At 46.1% G+C, this 19,316-nt stretch carries 17 protein-coding genes; 13 read left to right on the forward strand and 4 right to left on the reverse strand.

Translation table 11 applies throughout. The features are described from left to right. Nucleotides 1-15: 15 nt before the first annotated feature. From JGK36_RS26130 to cax, 5 genes are all read left to right on the forward strand, one after another. A complete protein-coding gene (locus tag JGK36_RS26130; RefSeq protein ID WP_293198478.1) occupies nt 16-1,476 on the forward strand; it encodes a hypothetical protein in 1,461 nt (486 codons plus the stop codon). Beyond that, nucleotides 1,476-2,258: an MORN motif-containing protein gene (locus JGK36_RS26135; protein ID WP_293186786.1), complete on the forward strand. Its 783-nt coding sequence runs from the start codon at nt 1,476-1,478 to the stop codon at nt 2,256-2,258. Before JGK36_RS26130 ends, JGK36_RS26135 begins: the two co-directional genes overlap by 1 nt. A gap of 48 nt (nt 2,259-2,306) precedes the next feature. Next, nucleotides 2,307-2,930, forward strand: a complete 624-nt coding sequence (locus JGK36_RS26140) for a DUF6391 domain-containing protein (RefSeq protein WP_293186785.1) — start codon at nt 2,307-2,309, stop codon at nt 2,928-2,930. A gap of 769 nt (nt 2,931-3,699) precedes the next feature. Then, nucleotides 3,700-4,158, forward strand: a complete 459-nt coding sequence (locus JGK36_RS26145) for a hypothetical protein (protein ID WP_293192750.1) — start codon at nt 3,700-3,702, stop codon at nt 4,156-4,158. A 110-nt stretch (nt 4,159-4,268) separates the two neighbouring features. Next, nucleotides 4,269-5,360, forward strand: a complete 1,092-nt coding sequence (gene cax / locus JGK36_RS26150; RefSeq protein WP_293186783.1) for a calcium/proton exchanger — start codon at nt 4,269-4,271, stop codon at nt 5,358-5,360. A 196-nt stretch (nt 5,361-5,556) separates the two neighbouring features. Here cax and JGK36_RS26155 read toward each other — a convergent pair whose 3' ends face one another. Continuing rightward, entirely contained in the window at nt 5,557-6,207 is a 651-nt protein-coding gene (locus tag JGK36_RS26155; RefSeq protein WP_293186782.1) for a hypothetical protein, read from the reverse strand. Nucleotides 6,208-6,422: 215 nt separating this feature from the next. Continuing rightward, a complete protein-coding gene (locus JGK36_RS26160) occupies nt 6,423-8,087 on the reverse strand; it encodes a DUF655 domain-containing protein (RefSeq protein WP_293198482.1) in 1,665 nt (554 codons plus the stop codon). Between the two features lie 190 nt (nt 8,088-8,277). On the opposite strand from JGK36_RS26160, the gene JGK36_RS26165 reads away from it, so the two are divergent. The 8 genes from JGK36_RS26165 (at nt 8,278) to JGK36_RS26200 (ending at nt 17,420) form a co-directional block, all read left to right on the forward strand. Beyond that, nucleotides 8,278-8,682, forward strand: a complete 405-nt coding sequence (locus JGK36_RS26165) for a hypothetical protein (protein WP_293186780.1) — start codon at nt 8,278-8,280, stop codon at nt 8,680-8,682. Nucleotides 8,683-8,901: 219 nt separating this feature from the next. Further along, the gene (locus tag JGK36_RS26170; protein WP_293198491.1) at nt 8,902-10,092 is read left to right on the forward strand and encodes a cysteine desulfurase family protein; all 1,191 of its coding nucleotides are present in this window, start codon (nt 8,902-8,904) and stop codon (nt 10,090-10,092) included. 529 nt (nt 10,093-10,621) lie between these two features. Next, complete coding sequence (locus JGK36_RS26175) at nt 10,622-11,677, forward strand: tetratricopeptide repeat protein (RefSeq protein WP_293198493.1); 1,056 nt, start codon at nt 10,622-10,624, stop codon at nt 11,675-11,677. Nucleotides 11,678-12,079: 402 nt separating this feature from the next. Beyond that, a complete protein-coding gene (locus JGK36_RS26180; RefSeq protein ID WP_293201178.1) occupies nt 12,080-12,562 on the forward strand; it encodes a tetratricopeptide repeat protein in 483 nt (160 codons plus the stop codon). Between the two features lie 38 nt (nt 12,563-12,600). Continuing rightward, a complete protein-coding gene (locus tag JGK36_RS26185) occupies nt 12,601-14,400 on the forward strand; it encodes a CHAT domain-containing protein (RefSeq protein ID WP_293201181.1) in 1,800 nt (599 codons plus the stop codon). Between the two features lie 269 nt (nt 14,401-14,669). Beyond that, the gene (locus JGK36_RS26190) at nt 14,670-15,506 is read left to right on the forward strand and encodes an Rpn family recombination-promoting nuclease/putative transposase (RefSeq protein ID WP_293198498.1); all 837 of its coding nucleotides are present in this window, start codon (nt 14,670-14,672) and stop codon (nt 15,504-15,506) included. A 98-nt stretch (nt 15,507-15,604) separates the two neighbouring features. Continuing rightward, nucleotides 15,605-15,958 carry a hypothetical protein gene (locus JGK36_RS26195; protein ID WP_293186774.1) on the forward strand — a complete coding sequence of 118 codons (354 nt, stop codon included), beginning with the start codon at nt 15,605-15,607 and terminating at the stop codon, nt 15,956-15,958. Continuing rightward, nucleotides 15,945-17,420: a hypothetical protein gene (locus JGK36_RS26200; RefSeq protein ID WP_293198499.1), complete on the forward strand. Its 1,476-nt coding sequence runs from the start codon at nt 15,945-15,947 to the stop codon at nt 17,418-17,420. The genes JGK36_RS26195 and JGK36_RS26200 overlap by 14 nt, the downstream gene beginning before the upstream one ends. 174 nt (nt 17,421-17,594) lie before the next feature. Here JGK36_RS26200 and thiL read toward each other — a convergent pair whose 3' ends face one another. Both thiL and JGK36_RS26210 read right to left on the reverse strand, forming a co-directional pair. Next, nucleotides 17,595-18,719 (reverse strand): thiamine-phosphate kinase, encoded by a 1,125-nt coding sequence (gene thiL / locus JGK36_RS26205; RefSeq protein ID WP_293198501.1) that lies wholly within the window; start codon nt 18,717-18,719, stop codon nt 17,595-17,597. Nucleotides 18,720-18,816: 97 nt separating this feature from the next. Beyond that, on the reverse strand, nt 18,817-19,131 hold the full coding sequence (locus JGK36_RS26210) for a hypothetical protein (protein WP_293193752.1): 315 nt from the start codon (nt 19,129-19,131) through the stop codon (nt 18,817-18,819). Nucleotides 19,132-19,316 lie beyond the last annotated feature (185 nt).

Consider the following 19,316-nt stretch of genomic DNA (forward strand, 5'->3'; position numbering starts at 1 on the left):
TGGGGACGATCGGTAATGCGTAAACTTTTATATTTTGCAACTATAGGAATGCTGGCTTTCTCGATCGGGGGATGCGGCGGCGACGGGGGTGGCGACACAGCCAGTCCCACTCCTAGTCCTAGTATCAGTCCGGGTGCAACACCAGGGGCACCAGCAGCCAACGCTCCCGGAACGACCGGGGGTGTGGCAAGTCCCACACCAGGAGCTCAGACATTCCCCTCTCCAGTAGTAGCGGCCCAGCCCCCCGGCTTGATCCGATCGACAAACCCTGACGATCGCGCCAGACAAGCTCAAGCAGACATTGATGGCAAAAAGACAGCCCCAAGGGCAATTCCACAGACATCTGTCCCCGGCCAAGCAAATGACCCATTCTCAGTCCTTCCCCCTCAACCACTCAAAACAGACGGTGGCGGGACAGCGGGCAACGAACTCCCCAACCTCCCAGTCAGACAAGTTCCAAGTCTGCCCAAGCTGCCAGACGAGAGAAACCCACCTCGGTGGACGCCAGTACCGGGATCGAAAAGGGCACCGGGCGGCGGCACAGTTGCCGAACTTCCCAAAGCTCAAAGCCCCGCACAGGTGTCAAGTCTTCCCAACCTGCCGCTAACCCCCGTACCCCAATGGCGGCCGCCAATTTCAGCGCGTCCCCAAGCAGCTCCCGGACGCCCCGGAGCGAGACCAGCAGGCTCCCCAAACGTCGCAGGAAATCCGCCGTCAATACCGGGCATTCCAGCAGGCTCAACCGGCGGCACCGGACGCCCCGGATCCAGACCGGCAGGTGCCCCAAACGTTGCGGGAAATCCGGCATCAATACCGGGAGTGCCTTCTATACCGGGCTTCCCAACAGGCAGCACCGGCGGTACCGGTACCAGACCAGGACGCCCCGGAGCCAGACCAGCAGGTTCCCCAGATATAGCAGGAGCTCCGGCATCATCAATACCGGGAGTTCCCTCTATACCGGGCTTCCCAAGAGGCACGACGGCAGGCCCCCAAGGGACGCGACGACCGGCCCAGACACCGGGACGGCCAGGAGCAACACCGGGACGCCCGCCAGCGATCGCCGCCCGCCCGCCCGGCCCGCCCCGCCCTCCCAACATTCCCAATATCGCCACCAGAGAATTGCCCGGTCTGCCCAAGCTGCCGGAATTAACACCGCCGCCCTCGTGGCAAGACCCGAATCCACCACCACCCCCCGCACCACCACCGCCACCGCCTTCGACAGACAATGCCAAAGGAGTTGAAGTTAGTGGCGTAGTCAGAGTTGGTAATGACATACTGGTAATTGTGAAAGCACCTAACGAGCCAACAAGTCGATATATCAAAGTAGGACAGCGGATTGCCAGCGGGCAGGTGCTAATCAAACGGGTTGATTTCAAATCAGGAGCCGATCCGATTGTGGTTCTAGAAGAAAACGGTGTAGAGGTTTCTAAAATTGTGGGAGAAAAATCTCCCCGAGTTGCCCAGAACCCAATTTAATGCAAAATTTAGCTCAATCCTTAGAAAAAAAATTGAGAACCGTCATGCTTCGCTCAATTAAACAACTCGGAATATTCATGTTGGTTGGCACGGGGGTAGGATGCCTCTCACTGCTAGCCAATACTAAATCGTCATTGGCGGCGCCAGCAGCAGAACAAAAGCGCCCTCCGGTTTGCGAAGGCTCTCCCCCGAACGGTAGAGTCAAGTGCAACTACGAAAATGGCGACAATTATGAAGGAACTTTCGTCAACGGCAGACCTCAGGGACAAGGAATATACGTATACTCCAAGGGCGATCGCTATGAAGGACAGTTTCGTAACGGCGTGCCCAACGGTCAAGGCACATTCCTGTTCGCCAACGATGACCGCATGGTAGGAGAGTTCCGCAACGGTCTGATCGTTAGGGGAGAAGCTATTTTTGCCACGGGCGATCGCTACAGAGGAACATTTGAAATTGTTCAACAAGTAGGTGGCAGCGCTCCAAGCAGTCAGCCACACGGTCAAGGGCAATTTATCTTTGCCACGGGCGATCGCTACGCCGGACAATTTTTCGCAGGAAACCCATTTGGTCGCGGAGTGTTTACTCGATCGGACGGCACTCGCTGCGACGGTCAGTTTTTCAACGAAAAGCTAGACGGTAAAGGTAGTTGCAGTTTCCCCAACGGCGTTCGCTACGAAGGCGAATTTCGTAAGGGATTGCCTCACGGTAGAGGCGTAATTACAGATGCTAAAGGTAGACGCTTTTCTGGAGAGTTTCGGGCAGGCAAGCGCGTTCAGCCGTAAATCTCGCTGCTAAAATTTGCGATCGGACATTAGTGGAGGCCTTTTGACATGACGACAAATGCTGCTTCTAGTTCTGGGCACGCCAGCCAAATTCCTTTTGACTTTGCCCCGCAGCAGACTCAAGATGCTGACTTATTAAGACAGCTAGATTTTGTTCCGGGTTTGAAGGAAATCTTGACTTTGCGCCAAGTTCATGCTTTGGAACACGCTACGGTGTGGGTACTCAGCCAATCTGGCGGTACGCCGACAGCAAGAGCAGATAATCAGTTATTGGGCGGAATGTCCACTGACCAAGGATTTTATCTGTACGGCCGCGTTAACATTGCACAGTTGCGTCATGCAGTGCAATTAGCTTTGCAGCGGATTGCCAGCGGAGAGTGGGATTTAGCCGTACATCCCCGCTGTGGCACCAACTTGTCGGTGGCAATGCTACTGACTGCTGGACTTGCTGTCGGCATCAATTTAGCTCTACCGAAGGGGCCCATTCTGCAACTTTTGGGTTTGGGTGCGGCGGCGGCGACAGCAGCTCAGTTAGCTCCCGATGTGGGAGCTCTGGCTCAGCGCTACGTCACAACTGCTATTCCGTTTAATTTGAGTATTGTTGATATTTCTGTCAGTCAGGACTTCTGGGGACGGGAAGCTCATTTTGTGCGCGTGCGTTGGGTTGAATAGCTGCGACGGCAAGGGAGAGGGGGAGAGAGGGGCAAATCTTCATTTTTCCTTTTTCATTCTTCCTTTTTGAGTCCAGGATGCCAGTGTCACAATAAAGGATTTTTTGGGTACGTTGTTGGGAAAAGAGCGCTCTTTTCCCAACAACGTACCTTTTTTAAGGTGCCATCTGCCTTTTTCATTCTGCCTTTTTCATTCTTCCTTCTGCCATATTATTTGTATTATAGCTTTTCTTATATAGATTAGGTACGTTGTTGGGCTTGGGCCCTCTTAGTTTATTAAGTGGTTGTAGGAGCTGTCAGTCATACCTCATCTTTTTGAGAAAGGCTATATAGCTTTTCTCAAAAAGATGAGAGATAATTCGTAAATGCAGTTTTTAGCAGCATAACTTGCTATGTAATAAATCTAAGAAGGGCCCAAGCCCAACAACGTACCTACTTGTTATAAATCTAAGAAGGGCTGAAGCCCAACAACGTACCTCATTTTTATAAAAACGGATTTATATATCAGAATCGGTATCATAAAAACGATACTATTCAAACGTCAATTCTGGTTAAGCATTAACTTAATTTAATTCACTAACTGGCACTACACAATGAGAAATATATTTTTTGGTAGCTCGATAAATTTCTATTATATTCAGTTTCCATCTTCACAATCAAGGCGTCAGCTATGAAAAGCTCGGATTGACTTCTGAGGCGACTTGCCAGAAGAGAGCAGCATCAGGTAAAATTGCTTGTTAGAATTTTTAGATCAAAAGTCAATCAAAAAAATGTGCAAACTAGCGATCGACAAAACCAGTCTAGCAAGCCTGCTGGCAGTCACCTTGGCCCTAGCAGGCAACAGCTTTTTACCTTTGGGTCACAATGCGAGTTTTGCGAGGGAAATTGCCCAAGCTAACGAACCAGAAAGAGTTCCCGACGGCAAGATGGTTCCCGTTAATGGCAAAGCTAATGTGAGATTAACGAATAAAACCAGCGATCGACTATTTTATCAAGTAGTTGGACAAACTAACCGCCGCAGCTTAGCCGAAAATTCAACAGTCGCGCTGCAAGCATTGACACTACCTGCATCCATTGTATTTAGGCGACAAGACGGCGCATTATTGAAAGCGAGTTTAAAACCCGTTGGTGAAGGCACAGTAGAAGTAAGATTAGACGAGACAAATGATTTAGGTTTGGATAAAAGATCTTTAAGCATTCGGAATGATGGTGCACTGTTTCTCCGATAACACGGCGGTTGAAAGCGCCCGATCTTCTTATCCCAAGCATATTGATATAAAATCAATTTGGCGATCGCCCTGGCAACTCGAACTCACCTTCAATACACATCCGAGTCCCTATGTCAATCAAAAAAATTCTTTCCATAGCCCTGTTAATTTTCATCCCCATTTCCATCGCAGCCGAATATTTGCACTGGGGTTCCCTGGTAGTTTTCATCACATCCGCCCTAGGCATTATACCTCTGGCGATTTGGTTGAGCACAGCAACAGAAGAAGTGGCGATCGTCACAGGGCCCTCCATCGGCGGCTTATTAAATGCAGTCTTCGGGAATGCTACGGAATTAATTATTGCCATAGTAGCCCTGAAAGCCGGCTTGATTGACATCGTGAAAGCCAGCATCACCGGCACCATTATCAGCAACTTGCTCTTAGTTATGGGACTTTCCATGCTGCTAGGGGGAATCCGCTACAAAGAACAAGAATTTAAGCCAATTATCGCCCGGGTGAACGGTTCCACCATGACTCTAGCAGTGATTGCGATTCTGCTGCCGACGATGGTAATTTACACGTCGAATGGAGTGGAACCCGCAGCCATTCAGAATCTTTCGTTGATAACTGCGATCGTCCTAATTGCAGTTTACGCACTAACGCTGCTATTTTCCTTAAAAACTCACAGCTATCTTTACGAAGTCGGCATACTAGAGTTAGAAGATTCTGAAAATACCGATGAATCAACTGCACACAAACCGAATTTGTGGCTGTGGATAGGAGTGCTAGTCGCCTCAACAGTTGCAGTTGCTTTTGAATCAGAAATTTTTGTGGGCGTTGTCGAAGAAACTACCAAAGGATTGGGATTAACACCACTGTTTACAGGTGTAATTTTGTTGCCGATTGTGGGCGGTGCGGCGGAATACGTAACGGCGGTGGGAGTGGCGATGAAAAATAATATGGATTTGTCAGTTTCCGTGGCGATGGGTTCGAGTTTGCTAGTTGCTTTGCTGGTAGCGCCGGTGTTGGTGATTATCGGTATCGTGATTCATCAGCCGATGGATTTAAACTTTAATCCGTTTGAAGTGGTTGCAGTTGCCATTGCGGTGACAATCGCTAATCTAATTAGTCTTGACGGGCGATCGAATTGGCTGGAAGGAGTGCTACTTTTAGCAACATATATTGTGTTAGCTGCGGCATTTTACTTTCACCCTGTTACTTGAAGCAACTGTCAGATCAAATAAAGGTATGTTGTTGCGCTTCAGCGCTCTTAATATTAAGAGCGTGGCTCTCCTGAGTCTGTGGTGATAAACAAACCGCATATCCTTGACGAAGAGAGCATCACAGAATCGCGAACAGTTGTGTCTGATACCGTATCCACCATACCAAGAGCGCTGAAGCGCAACAACATACCTAAAATTACGGACAGCGACACTCTTGAACAGTAACACACTCTATTCTGCAACTTTTTCCTTTGCGCCTCCTCTCGCGACAATCAGCATCATCCTGACATTGTGAAGTGACTTTGTTCTCACAAACTTGCTGACGTGGAAAAGTACCTAAATTTTGTACAGAAACTTGAGCGGTAAGCGCACCCTGTTCTATAACTTGGTTATTTTCTTTGATTTCATAGGCAAATTTATTTTCGCCCTCTAACACCGAAAAAGTTCTTGTTTTGTGACTGTTTGCTAACTTAAATCCAAAACTTTCGGAAAACTCACCTTTGTCATAACTTCTATCTGTGTAAGGATAGGGGTCAGTTTCCATGCCATCGGTCACATTTTTAATCAGCACTCTTCTGTTAGGGCCGGGGGGAGTCTTGCTGGAAACAAATCGAGCGCTTTGCGAATCAGGGGAGATGCCACTTCCGGGACACTGACCTACATATTCAACGCGCTTGAATTGAATCATGTTAATATTAAAACTGTTTTCGTTCTTTACCCGAAATTGTGCTTCGCTAGTCTGCTGGGCGCTGACTGTGAAAGCTGCTAGTGTGACTAAAATTGCACCAATCAAAAAAGCTAGGAATTTGATTGGTCGCTTCCCCGTAAAATATCTGGCGCGTTTCATCTCTTTATACCTCCAATATGAAAAAAGTGCATTTTATTTGAATGTAAGTTTAACTAGAAAGCTTAACTGTTGTCAAGATCGATAAAATAGGTTTGTAGTGAGGACTTTAGTCCTTCCTGGTTAGTCTCTCCACCAATGAATGAAGTATTCATGGTGCAGGTTTGTAGTTGCTAGATGATTAATTAATTAAATCACCATAGCTGACGCACCCTACTTTAAAATGTTACTCGATCGCGCCATTTGTCTATAGCCTTGTTTCCTACTCCTGGCAATCTTTCGACATCCTCCCAAGACTCAAAAGGCTGCTTTTCCCGCGCTGCAATAATTTTCTCGGCTAACTTCTGGCCAACCCCTGGCAAAGTTTCTAGTTCTTCTTGAGTCGCGCTATTCAAATTAATTAAGTTTTTACCACCACTTTGCGGTTGAGGATTCGCAGGTTTTGATGTTGCTTGGACTGATTTACACTCTTTTTGCTTAGCGTCAATTTTCTGTTTGATTCGGGCGGGAATTCCCAAGATTGCACCTTTGTAAAGCCGATCGAACTCCCGCTCAAAATGGGCCCCAACCGTCGGGCTGTCGATCGCCAATAACGTCTCATCATTCCCGTGATTTGCAGCCTCACTCCAGTTGTGAGAGCCTGTCAGCACGGTATTTCCGTCGATAACGCCGAATTTGTGGTGCAGGCGATCGCCCATTGGTAACAGCGGCACTCCCACTGTAGTCAGCGGCTTTTTCCACGGGCGATTGTCCGCTTCTAAGCCGCCGCAATCCTGCATGAAAGTCGCCCCCATCATGTCTAAACCTTCGCTGTAAGGGCGATAAATGAAATTTGGGTCAATCAAAGCTCGCACCGCTACACCGCGCCTAGATTCAAGTTCCAGAGTATTTGACAACCGCTGCGCCGAAAATACAAAGAGTGCCAAATTAACAGATTTTTTTGCCTTTGCTAAAGTGCGATTTATCAAACTGTTAACGCTTTGTTCCCAAGGCAAAGTCGCACTTGTTGGTGAAAATTGCACCGCAACAGTTGCATTACCAACTCTCACTTTTTGCACTTGACGAAACGGCTTTTTGATGCCAAACTTGCTATCCGGTTTACCACCGGGCCCGTCGCCCCACATGATGTTAAATTCTTGAGTAAATATTTGCGCTAATTTAGGGCTGGCAATTTTTAGCAGATTGTTGGCATTGTCGCGACTTGCTGCTGTCTTGAAATCGCCGTGGATATCGCTGGTGGTAAAATTCGCCGAAGTTACGATGACTGTTTTGCCGTCAATTACTGCAAATTTGTGGTGCATCAAACCGCTGCCTTTGCTGCCGTCAGCAGTATCGTCAATTACAGGAATCCCCGCATCTTTGAGAATTACCAAAGCATCATTTTGCTTGATTTCCTCGGCACTAAATTTACCGTCTTTATTGGTATCGGCTAGTTGCAGAAATTCGCTGTAGCGATCGCGCTCTCGTTCTGGTAACTTTGCCAACTCCTGGGCTGTATAATCGCTCCAAGGGCGATTGTACAGATGTTCGACAATTAATCTGACTTTAATTCCAGCGCGCGCGCGATCGGCCAACCTTCGTGCAATACCGGGTAAGCGAAACTCCTGAACCGCTATATCTACGGTCGATTCAGCACTTGCTACTGCCTCGGCGATTAACTTTTCTAAATCATCTCCAGCCCTAGTTTGTGCGCGGTAGGGCTCTGTGTAACTCGAAGTGAGGGACTGATTGAAGTATACTTGCAACAAGGGGTCTTGAGGCAGCGGAGCGAGAGTGGGAGGTAAATTCTGCACGTCCTGCTTTGCTTGTCCGCAAGCCGTCAGGGCGATCGCCAGCAATCCAACACAACACAAACCTGGTAAATTATAATAAAGTACATTCACAAAATTTAAAATTTTATTGAGGTCATCAGTCTATTCAGAGTGGAAAGATATTGGATCGAGGAAAGTTAAAACTATTAAATTTATGACAGGGAATAGATTTTGCGTCTTGTAGAACTGCCTCGATGCCGGAAGCATCACTGGTAGGGTAGCAGCATTCAGGGGCGTGGGTCAAACCCGATACTGATGCTTTATGGCTAAAAGAAAAACAATTTTTGATTGTGGTCACAGGGGATATGGTAAAGCGTGCCATCGGTGCACGCAAGAGTTGATAGCGCAACAGCAATCAGTTGAACTGCTGGCCGAAAAACAGACCCAAAAACAAGAGAGGGAAGCATCATTTGCTAGAGATGCGATCGATCTCAGAGGTCTACCCGACCATGTAGTTACTAAAGCTCGCGCTATTATAGCAGCTTTGGGGGAAAATAAGAATTACAGAGATTTCGGCGGCAAACGCCTGCGTCACAACCGCTGGATTGTGAGTATTCCTGTAACCCGCAACTACAGAATGCTTTGTGAAGATTGCGGCACTTTCTTAATTCCCCAAAAAGTCTTGTCCCATGAAGACTACAATGTCTGCAAACCTGGGAGTCATTAGACAGTTGACAGTTGATAGTTGACAGTTGACAGTGGGGAGTTGACAGTTGACAGCGGGGAGTTGACAGTTGGGAGTTAGCAGTTGGGAGTTAGCAATTGTTATCAGTCATAATTTAAGAATTATGAGTCATGAGTCAATAATCATTTATGCCTTTAGGATAAGTGCTTTATTCATTAGGTAGTCAATCATTCATTATTAGTTCGTCATTTAATTAAAGCAATGCAAATTTACCTCGACTATAGCGCTACAACGCCGACACGCCCAGAAGCAATTGATGCTATGCAAAAAGCTCTGACTCAATACTGGGGAAATCCTTCTAGTTTGCACGAGTGGGGACAAAGGGCGGCGACTGCTTTAGAATTAGCCAGAATGCAGGTTGCTGGGCTGATTAACGCGCTACCGGAATCGATGATTTTTACTTCGGGCGGCACTGAAGCGGATAATTTAGCAATTATGGGAGTTGCGCGTCTTTATACAAAACCGCAGCATATCATTATTTCCAGTGTTGAGCATTCCGCAGTATCAGAACCAGTGCGACAACTCGAAGAATTGGGATGGGAAGTAACTCGATTACCAGTCGATAAACATGGGCGAATTCATCCTTTGGATTTGCAAGAATCACTGCGATCGCACACAGTGCTAATTTCCATCATCTACGGACAAAGCGAAGTTGGTACACTGCAACCCATAGAAGCATTATCGCAAATTGCGCGCGATCGCAATATCCTGTTCCATACCGATGCAGTTCAAGTTGCCGGTAAATTGCCGATTGACGTGCAAAAACTGCCCGTAGACTTGCTTTCGCTTTCCAGTCACAAACTTTACGGGCCGCAAGGTGCAGGGGCGCTGTACGTGCGTCCAGGACTAGAATTGGTGCCAATGTTCGGCGGGGGAGGACAAGAGTTGAAACTGCGTTCAGGGACGCAAGCACTGCCCGCTATCGTCGGTTTTGGAGTGGCGGCGGAGTTGGCTGTGCAGGAAATGGATGTGGAAACGCCGAGGTTGATTGGATTGCGCGATCGACTTTTTGACAAATTAGCTGACATACCCAGTTTAGTCCCGACGGGCGATCGATATTACCGACTGCCGCACCACACCAGTTTTTGCATTGTCTCCCCATCCTGTCGCCCTTACCAAAAGAGAGACACAGAGAGAATCACAGGCAAAACTCTCGTGAGACAGCTAAATTTAGCCGGAATTGGCATTAGTTCCGGTGCGGCTTGTAGCAGTGGTAAACTCACGCCTAGTCCGATATTATTGGCAATGGGATATGACGAAAGCGGTGCGGTTGGTGGAATTCGCTTGACACTGGGACGCGAAACCACGGAAGCTGATATTGATTGGACTGTAATTGCGATCGGACAAATTTTAGATAGATTAATGCCCAAGGTAGCATTGTGCAGGAATTAGAAAACTGGGCGGTGGAATATTGGGTGGTTGAAAACCGGGCGGTTGGAAACCCGGCGGTTGGAAACCCGGCGGTTGGAAACCGCGTCTACACAGACAAAACCCGCCTCCGCGGGTTGAATAAAAGGCGGTGAAACTACGTCCTATCTTCAGTCCGCGGAGGCGGACATCGTTTGTGTAGACGCGGTTTCCAACCGCCGTAATTTGGTTTTTATCGATATCTTCGCCTCCCATCAAATATCCTCGCAAAAACCCGGTTTCTGGCCACCCACCGACAATTCAAGGCGGTTGGAAACCCGGCGGTTGGAAACCCGGCGGTTGGAAACCCGGCGGTTGGAAACCCGGCGGTTGGAAACCCGGCGGTTGGAAACCGCGTCTACACAGACAAAACCCGCCTCCGCGGGTTGAAGAAAAGGCGGTGAAATTACGTTATCTTCTTCAGTCCGCGGAGGCGGACATCGTTTGTGTAGACGCGGTTTCCAACCGCCGTCTTATCTTTGCAACAACCCCCAAAACCCCCAACCATGATAAAATGAATCTCGACATTATTCACAACTCCCCAACAATGGAAGAAAACCGCGCCCAAGCCTACCTAGAACTAATTCACACCCTGCTGAATTGTCCCAACGGATCGGAACCCCAGATATTACAAGATAACTCAGAATTGTTGGATGTCGAATTTCTGGAAACTTGCGAGTTGGTAGCCGAAAAAATGGCACAGCAAGGAGGACAAAACGGCGCTGATTTCCTGCGAAATCTGATCGGCCAGTTATCACAATTAATCGATATCAACGATGGCGATAACTCCGTAGGTGAAAATGCCCAAGAGTATGCAAACTTTATTTTAGAGTTATTGCAAGCAGAAGATGGTAGCAATAGCAATCCAGCAGTAATTTACCCGATGCTAGCCGAACGAAAACATCTCCTCAATGCTCGTTTTTCTGACATTTTAGAGCAAGTATTGCAGAGGTTAATTGGTGGCGAAAATGCCCAAACTATTGAGTCAATTGTCAGCCTCGTTGAAGACTTGACCATTAATATTAGTAATTTTTCGGGTGGGAATAGAGCGAATAATATTGAAATTGCCATTGCCGCTTATCAACTTGTTTTAAATAATCGGCAACCGGGAAGCGACAAGTTTGCTCAAACTCAAAACAACTTAGCTGCTGCCTATATTACCAGAATCAAGGATTCGCGGGCCGAAAATGTGGAAATGGCGATCGCCCTTTATGGCGCTGCTTTAACAGTCTACACCCTTGAGGCTTTCCCGGAAGATTGGGCAATGGCTCAAAATAACCTAGCTGCTGCTTACGCTAACAGAATCAACGGTTCGCGGGCGGAAAATCTGGATCGCGCGATCGCATTTTTTGAGGCTGCTTTAACTGTTCGTACCCCTGAACACTTTCCTGAAGATTGGGCAATGATTCAATATAACCTAGGTAATGCCCATAATGACAGAATCAACGGTTCGCGGGATGAAAATCTCGAAAAGGCGCGATCGTTTTATCAAGCAGCATTAACAGTATATACCCGTGAGGATTTCCCTGAATATTGGGCAATGATTAAAAAGAAGCTGGCTAATGCCTAATGTGAGGCTGCTTTAACAATCTCAGAAACCGGGTTTTTTCCGATATCTTCACCTCGCATCGAATATCCTCGCAAAAACCCGGTTTCTCGCCACCACCCACAATCTCAGAAACCGGGTTTTTTCCGATATCTTCACCTCGCATCGAATATCCTCGCAAAAACCCGGTTTCTCGCCACCACGCACAATCTCAGAAACCGGGTTTTTTCCGATATCTTCGCCTCGCATCGAATATCCTCGCAAAAACCCGGTTTCTCGCCACCACCCACAATCTCAGAAACCGGGTTTTTTCCGATATCTTCGCCTCGCATCCAATATCTTCGCAAAAACCCGGTTTCTCGCCACCCATCAAACCAACCCCAAGTATGATAAAATAAAATCCGGTGTTATTCACAACTCCCCACAATGGAAGAAAACCGCGATCGAGTCAACTCTGAAGGTGAAAATTCCCAAGAGTATGCCAACTTTATCCTAGAATTATTGCAAGCAGAACAAGATAGTAATAGCGATATTAAAGTAATTTACCCCATACTCGATCAACGGCAACATCTCCTCAATGCTGGTTTTTCCGAGACTTTACAGCAAGTAGCCCAGATTTTAATTGCCGAACATCCAGAAGCAATTAGCTCAATTGTCGCCGACATTGAAAATTTGAGTATTCATATTAAAAACTTTCCCCTTGGCAGTAGAGCAAATAATATTGAAATTGCTATTACTGGTTATCAAATAGTTTTAAACAATTGGCAGCCGGGAAGCGAAAAGTTTGCTGAAACTCAAAATAACCTAGCGATTGCCTACAGAAACAGGATAAACGGTTCGCGTGCCGAAAATCTGGAACGGGCGATCGAGTTTTATGAGGCTGCTTTAACTTTTATGAGGCTGCTTTAACTGTTCGTACCCTTGAGAATTTCCCTGACAAATGGGCAATGACTCAAAATAACCTAGCTATTGCCTACGGTGACAGGATAAACGGTTCGCGTGCCGAAAATCTGGAACGGGCGATCGAGTTTTATGAGGCTGCTTTAACAGTTCGTACCCTTGAGGATTTCCCTGAAAAATGGGCAATGACTCAAAATAACCTAGCTGCTGCCTACAGAAACAGAATCAACGATTCGCGGGCGGAAAATCTGGAACGGGCGATCGCATTTTATGAGGCTGCTTTAACTGTTCGTACCCTTGAGAATTTCCCGTTCAATAACGTATTAACCTTAAATAACCTGGGCTTGACTTATCTGAAAAAACTAGACTACATCAACCGAGAAAAACCAGCAGACAAAAACCAAAAAGCAGCAACTCTCCAAAGTGCCTACGATACCTTTAAAAATGCCATAACCGGAGCCTCCAAATTACGAGAGTTAGAATCGGGAGATGAAACCAAACAAAAACACGACTTGGAGTGGGATAAACTCTACATGAGCATGGTGCAAGTATGCCTCGATCGCCAAAGCAACCAAGAAGCACTCTTATATGCCGAAGCCAACAAAGCCCGCAACCTTGCCGAAGTCATCGCCCAAAAACAGGAAACCCCCCAACTCCTAAAACCCATTACTTTCACCGAAATTACCCAACTCCTCACCCCAGACACCGCCCTAATTGAGTGGTACATCACTAACGAAGAAATCATCACCTTTGTCCTCACTTACCCCGACGTGCTGACAGTGCATCGCAATCCTCAACTCGCTGAATTAATCTACTTAGTTGTTGACTACCGCGCCGACTACAAAAAAAGCAAAATCGACTGGCAAAAGAAACTCTCCGACTATCTCCAGCGTCTTGCCGAAATCCTCCAAATCACCACAATTCTGCCCTCAGAAAGTACGCGCTTAATCCTAATTCCCCACTGGTTGCTGCACCTGTTCCCCCTCCACGCCCTACCCCTAACCCACGACGAATTCTTGTTAGATAGATTCACCCAAGGGATTCAATACAGCCCCAGTTGCCAACTCCTGCAACAGATTACAATCCACCCAAATTTTGACCAACTCCTCGCCCTGCAAAACCCCACCTCGGATCTTCCCTACACCGATTTGGAAGTCGCCAGCATCGCCCCCAAATTCGCCATCAGTCAAATTCTGCCGGGCTCACAAGCGAGTAAAACTAATCTTTTGGAACAGTATTTAGAGCAGTTACAAAATGCTCATTGCGCGCATTTCTCGTGTCACGGCTCGTTTAATGCTGATGAGCCGTTGAAGTCGTTTTTGATTTTGTCAGGGGGTATCATCGAAGATTTAGGGGCATCTGAGCGTTATGTGGAATGGCGCGAAGGCAAAACAGCGGATATTGACAAATGCCTGACTTTGCGTGAAATTTTCGGGCTGCGATTCAAACAGTGCCGCCTAGTGGTGCTTTCCGCCTGCGAAACCGCGCTAATCGATACGCAGAATCGCTCCGATTATATTGGATTACCGACGGGATTTCTCTACGCGGGAGCAATGGGAACTTTGGCCAGTCTTTGGGCAGTCAATGACCTCTCGACTGCCTTGATGATGGTAAAATTCTATGAGGTACTAAAACCTGGAGTTAGCATTGGTCAAGCCCTCCACGATACCCAGCGCTGGTTTAAGTCTGCTACTGCTTCTGATTTGCTAGAATGGGTGGAAGGTTCGGAGAGTTTCGATGGAGAGCAAAAAGAAGATGTTACAGAATATCTGGGACGTTATAAACCGGCTGTAAAACCCTACGGCGATGTTTATCATTGGGGAGCATTTTGTGCTATAGGTTTATAATGTGAATGTGCAAATATTGTAGGGGCGGGTTCACCAACAATCTCCGATAAAAACCAAAGATTTCATAAACCCGCCCCGGCTATGATATAACGCACAATCTATTTGTACAATAGAATTGCGATCTAAATATTTCGGTGGGGTGGGGGCGGGTTTTTATAATCCATCGATGGGTGTCAAATATTTCGGCGAACCCGCCCCTACAGCACTTGGGATTATGATACGATCGTGAATGAATAGGGTATAATTCAAAGAAAGATTAAATTCGATCGATGAAAACCGACAGCCTATTTTACAGCATCTTCCAAGAATTTCCGTTTATTTTCTTTGCCCTGCTGGGTATACCTGCCGATGCTACAAACCAATACCAATTCACATCCCAAGAAGTCAAACAATTAGCCTTTCGCCTAGATGGTTTGTTTCTGCCAATTGTCGCAGATTCTCAACTACCATTCTACATTGTGGAAGTCCAATTTCAACCAGACCCAAATCTGTACTATCGTCTATTTGCCGAACTATTCATCTATCTCAAACAGTACCAACCGCCGCACCCTTGGCAATTGGTAGTCATTTACCCAAATCGGCAAACAGAAAGAGAAAGTGACATCCACTTTCAGGAAATGCTGGCACTCCCAAAAATTACCCGCATTTACCTGAATGAACTTACCGAACCAGAAACAGCATCTCTACCGATAAAATTACTTAAACTGGTAATCGAACCAGAAAACACGGCCTCGGATTTAGCTATAGATTTAGCCAGACAAGCCGAAACCGAAATACCAAATATCGCAGTCAGAGAGAGCTTCATAAACTTGCTAGAAACCATCATTTTTTACAAGTTACCCCAAAAATCCAGAGAGGAAATTGCCGCCATGTTGAACCTCAGTGACTTAAAGAAAACCAGAGTTTATCAAGAGATTCTTGAAGAAGTACAAGCTGAAGCACAAGCTGAATTGCAAGCTGCTAAACAGCGAGAAAAAGCTGCAATCCTCAGAATGTTTAATGTGGGATTAGCTACAGAACAAATTGCTCTATTCTTTGACTTGCCGATAGCTGAAGTAGCAGCGATTATCACCGAAGCTCAACAAGAACAATCTGAACAGAATTAATCAAAGTTTGGCGGGGGCGGGTTTACGAGATTATTGGTTTTTGGTAAAACCCGCTCCTACAGCACTTGACATTGTACATCCATTTTTGAGGTAAACTTATGATGAAAACCCTGATTTTGTCGGAAATCTATAACGCGATTACCAAAGCCCCAGAGATTCTGACTCCGCCATTTATTGAAGAATTACTCAAGACTGTTTTGCCGATAGCTGAGTCTGATGCTACTGATAAAGCAGTTAAAGAAGCTATTAATAAAGTCTATCAAAATTTTCCCGAAGTAGCAGAGCAGATTGCCAATCTGACTCGCAAAAATCTTGATGATGCAGAACCGGAAGTCACACCGGGCTATGAAACACTCACCAATAACTATCCTGATATCAAAAAGCTAGAAGCAAACTTAAAACAACGCATTCAACCACCCTCAATTCCCCCCGCACCAGATGCTAAAAATTGACCATCCCCAAGTCTATATCTACAGCTACCAACTCAGCAGCAAAAGTAAAACTGATGTTGACTCAATCTGGACTTGGGCAAATAGTATCTGGCAATATTTCAGTCTGGACAAAACCAAAGTTTTTTCTCAAGCAAACCTCAGTTATCCCCTCACTAAACCCAACAAATTAGAGCATTCAAATCAAATCGATGGTTCCTTAAGATTTTGTCGCATCGATGATAGTGAAGGTATCTTAGCGAGAATTGGCAGCCCAGAAACTGACGAAAACAAAGACTTAGAAGTCGCAGCATTAACACAATTCAATGTTAATAATCTTTTGGTTGCTGATAGTCATGAAAATTGGCTAGGACAAACTATTTTGATTACTTACAAATCAAAAACTTATCAACAGCCAAGTGACAATGACTTTCGCAAAGTTGCAGATGAATGTTTAAAACATCTTTTCCCAGAAGAGTCTGTGCGTCCACCTTTTTACCGTGATACTAAGTTATTCGATTCTCCGATGTTTGAGTATAGTTCTCCCAAAAGTCAAGTACAGGTATTTGTTTATCTGGTTGATGATGACATTGAGGGAAAATTAGGGAAGATTGTTCAACCTTTGTTTGAACTGTTTTATCACCGCCATAAAATCACCAAAGCTTTTATTGATAGTCGCAGAAATTACGATCTACTTAAGGAACGATATTTAGAGATTGAGCAAACAATCGAAAAGCTAGAAGCAAAAATCACCGAGGTAAGTCGGATTGAATTGTCAACTGGAGTTGATTCGAGGCAAAGTATTAATATAGATGAATCGTTAAAGTATCTAAAAACCAAACTAAAAGAGTTACTTCGAGAAAGCTTGAATTATGAAAGAGCTTTGGAATGTTTAGAAGATTTTAATAACACGATTAATATTCATGTTTACAACTATCAAGAAAAGTTGTTGCAAATTAGCGATAAATTGCAGATACCAACTGATGATTTGACAACGTTCAAGTTTTTCATTGATAGAACTTGTCCGTATTTTCAAGAACAAATTAAGGGCGATTTAGGCTATTTCAAACATGGCACTGATTTGATTAAGATTGCGGTGGAGTTGGTGGGAGGAATTGTCGATATTGAACAAGCAGAATGCGATCGCTCTTTAGAAAGAAAAATTGAAATATTAGGTGCTGGCTTGGGGGCTGGAGGGATTGTGGTTTCTGCTGTTTCTGCTTATGTTGAGACACCGCTAGTGTTTAGGATACCTCAAAAAGGGGATGTACTTCATCCTGCTGTAGCTAGCTTATTATGGAGTCTCCTAGCTGTGGTAATTGTGGCTGGAGTTGTTGGTTTGCTTAATGGGACATGGAAAATTAATGGTAGATTGAGATTGTTTGGGCGTAAATCTGTTGCACAATTACCCAATTCCCAAAGTCAACCAGTTAATGATATCTTGCAGCAAGCCGAGGAAGTGCGCGATGCGAGACAGGGCGATTGAAACCGCGAATTAGAAACCCGGCGGTTAGAAACCCGGCGGTTAGAAACCGCGTCTACACAAACGATGTCCGCCTCCGCGGACTAAGATATAATATTGAAATCGCGAATTAGAAACCCGGCGGTTAGAAACCGCGTCTATACAAACGATGTCCGCCTCCGCGGACTAAGATATAATTCAGAAGTGTTGAAATCCCCGATCGCTCTCCAATCTAAAATCAGGACAAATCCCGCTGCTATCACTCAACCAAATATCGGCACATTCCGTAGTGATTCCGACGATCGCAGCACCATCACCGATTCGTTCCACCAATAACTTAGCACGGTCGATCGGCAAAAACAGCACCAACTCAAAATCTTCACCACCATACAACGCCCAATCCAGAGCCTTTTCAGCGGATACGATTTCGCTTAAACTAGGGGGAATTGGTATTTTCGTGCGATCGACTTTTGCACCAACACCGCTAGCCCGACAAACCTGAATAATTGCATCCGCTAAACCGTCGCTACTGTCCATTCCGGTGATCGCAATTGGGGAATTAACCCCCCCCGGCCCCCCCTTGGTAAGGGGGGGAGAATTAACGCCTACCTTGCTAAGGGGGGGAGAATTCAAATCTTGCTTCCCCCCCTTACCAAGGGGGGGACTGAGGGGGGGTTCTATCTCACCTTCACAACCCAATATCTCCCAAAGCATCGGCAAAACATCCAACCTCGGTTTAGGCCGCTGATGAGCGAGAATTAAAGAAGTGCGATCGCCCTTTTCCAGATTTTGCCCAAATTCAGGATTCAACAACAACTCCAATCCCGCGCGAGAAGCCCCGTGCACACCAGTAGCCACAATCGCCCAATTCTCCCGCGCATTTGACCGACGAATGGTACGATTTTCCTCAACCTGTCCCAAAGCAGTAATCGAAATTGTCACCACGGGCGATCGCACCACATCCCCACCGGCGATCGGCGTATGATACTCTTGCAGACAAGCCGTCATCCCCCGATAAAACTCTTCCACCCACTCCACAGCCGTATCCGCCGTCACAGCCAGGGCTACAGTCACCGCCAGAGGCTTTGCACCCATCGCAGCCAGATCCGACAAATTCGCGGCTGCGGCGCGCCATCCTGCGTCATAAGGGCTGGTGGTGCGATCGCTAAAATGCACTCCATCCACCAACATATCCGTCGTCACCGCCAGAGATTGGTGAGGATTTGTCGGAAGTACAGCGCAATCATCACCCACAATTTCGGCGGGACAGAATTTTTGTAATATTCTTAAAAGACCTTGTTCTCCGATATCTTTAATCAGCATTAAATTAGTTAAAAGCCACTAAATATTATTAGGAAACTGACAACTAACCACTGACAACTGTCAACTGTCAACTGTCAACTATCAACTGTCAACTGCATTACCATTCCTTACCAGAACTCGGCGGCAAGCGCAACCTCGGAAACCGATAAAAAGTATCCCCTTCATCATCCACCTCTAAAATCGCCGAAAAAATCTTAACTTGTCGGTTTAAATACTGCTGAGCCACTTCAGCCTCAACCCTAGCGCTAGCCGCCAATTGAATCAGCGACATCTGACTGTTTTGACTTTCCAACAACTGATAAAAAGCCTCATCCAACTGTCGTTTTTGCTTGCTTTCATTCAGATTGTTGACAATCAACAAGCCTGCGAATCCGCCCAAACCAATTACCAATAAAAATTCTAAAATTGCCATAAAAGCGTTATAATTGCTAGTTGGAATAACGAATCTCAGTATATCAAAAGAATGATGTTAATTAAATTTCAACTAATCTGATTAACTCTTCCAGCCCGCGGAGGCGGTCTTTGTTAGTGTAGAAGCGATTTAAATCGCCGTCTTTGTTTGTCTTTCTTCCAGCCCGCGGAGGCGGTCTTTGTTAG

Origin of the sequence: Microcoleus sp. PH2017_35_SFW_U_B (assembly GCF_020737865.1) — a bacterium.
Taxonomy (GTDB): Bacteria; Cyanobacteriota; Cyanobacteriia; order Cyanobacteriales; family Microcoleaceae; genus Microcoleus.

Excerpts from the sequence above, each read along its gene's own strand:
- JGK36_RS26185 (WP_293201181.1), top strand. The coding sequence starts at position 12,601 with ATGACTCAAAATAACCTAGCTATTGCCTACGGTGACAGGATAAACGGT.
- JGK36_RS26175 (WP_293198493.1), top strand. The coding sequence starts at position 10,622 with ATGAATCTCGACATTATTCACAACTCCCCAACAATGGAAGAAAACCGC.
- JGK36_RS26155 (WP_293186782.1), bottom strand. The coding sequence starts at position 6,207 with ATGAAACGCGCCAGATATTTTACGGGGAAGCGACCAATCAAATTCCTA.
- JGK36_RS26190 (WP_293198498.1), top strand. The coding sequence starts at position 14,670 with ATGAAAACCGACAGCCTATTTTACAGCATCTTCCAAGAATTTCCGTTT.
- thiL (WP_293198501.1), bottom strand. The coding sequence starts at position 18,719 with ATGCTGATTAAAGATATCGGAGAACAAGGTCTTTTAAGAATATTACAA.
- JGK36_RS26180 (WP_293201178.1), top strand. The coding sequence starts at position 12,080 with ATGGAAGAAAACCGCGATCGAGTCAACTCTGAAGGTGAAAATTCCCAA.
- JGK36_RS26130 (WP_293198478.1), top strand. The coding sequence starts at position 16 with ATGCGTAAACTTTTATATTTTGCAACTATAGGAATGCTGGCTTTCTCG.
- JGK36_RS26195 (WP_293186774.1), top strand. The coding sequence starts at position 15,605 with ATGATGAAAACCCTGATTTTGTCGGAAATCTATAACGCGATTACCAAA.
- JGK36_RS26165 (WP_293186780.1), top strand. The coding sequence starts at position 8,278 with ATGGCTAAAAGAAAAACAATTTTTGATTGTGGTCACAGGGGATATGGT.
- JGK36_RS26135 (WP_293186786.1), top strand. The coding sequence starts at position 1,476 with ATGCAAAATTTAGCTCAATCCTTAGAAAAAAAATTGAGAACCGTCATG.
- JGK36_RS26170 (WP_293198491.1), top strand. The coding sequence starts at position 8,902 with ATGCAAATTTACCTCGACTATAGCGCTACAACGCCGACACGCCCAGAA.
- JGK36_RS26145 (WP_293192750.1), top strand. The coding sequence starts at position 3,700 with ATGTGCAAACTAGCGATCGACAAAACCAGTCTAGCAAGCCTGCTGGCA.
- JGK36_RS26200 (WP_293198499.1), top strand. The coding sequence starts at position 15,945 with ATGCTAAAAATTGACCATCCCCAAGTCTATATCTACAGCTACCAACTC.
- cax (WP_293186783.1), top strand. The coding sequence starts at position 4,269 with ATGTCAATCAAAAAAATTCTTTCCATAGCCCTGTTAATTTTCATCCCC.
- JGK36_RS26140 (WP_293186785.1), top strand. The coding sequence starts at position 2,307 with ATGACGACAAATGCTGCTTCTAGTTCTGGGCACGCCAGCCAAATTCCT.
- JGK36_RS26210 (WP_293193752.1), bottom strand. The coding sequence starts at position 19,131 with ATGGCAATTTTAGAATTTTTATTGGTAATTGGTTTGGGCGGATTCGCA.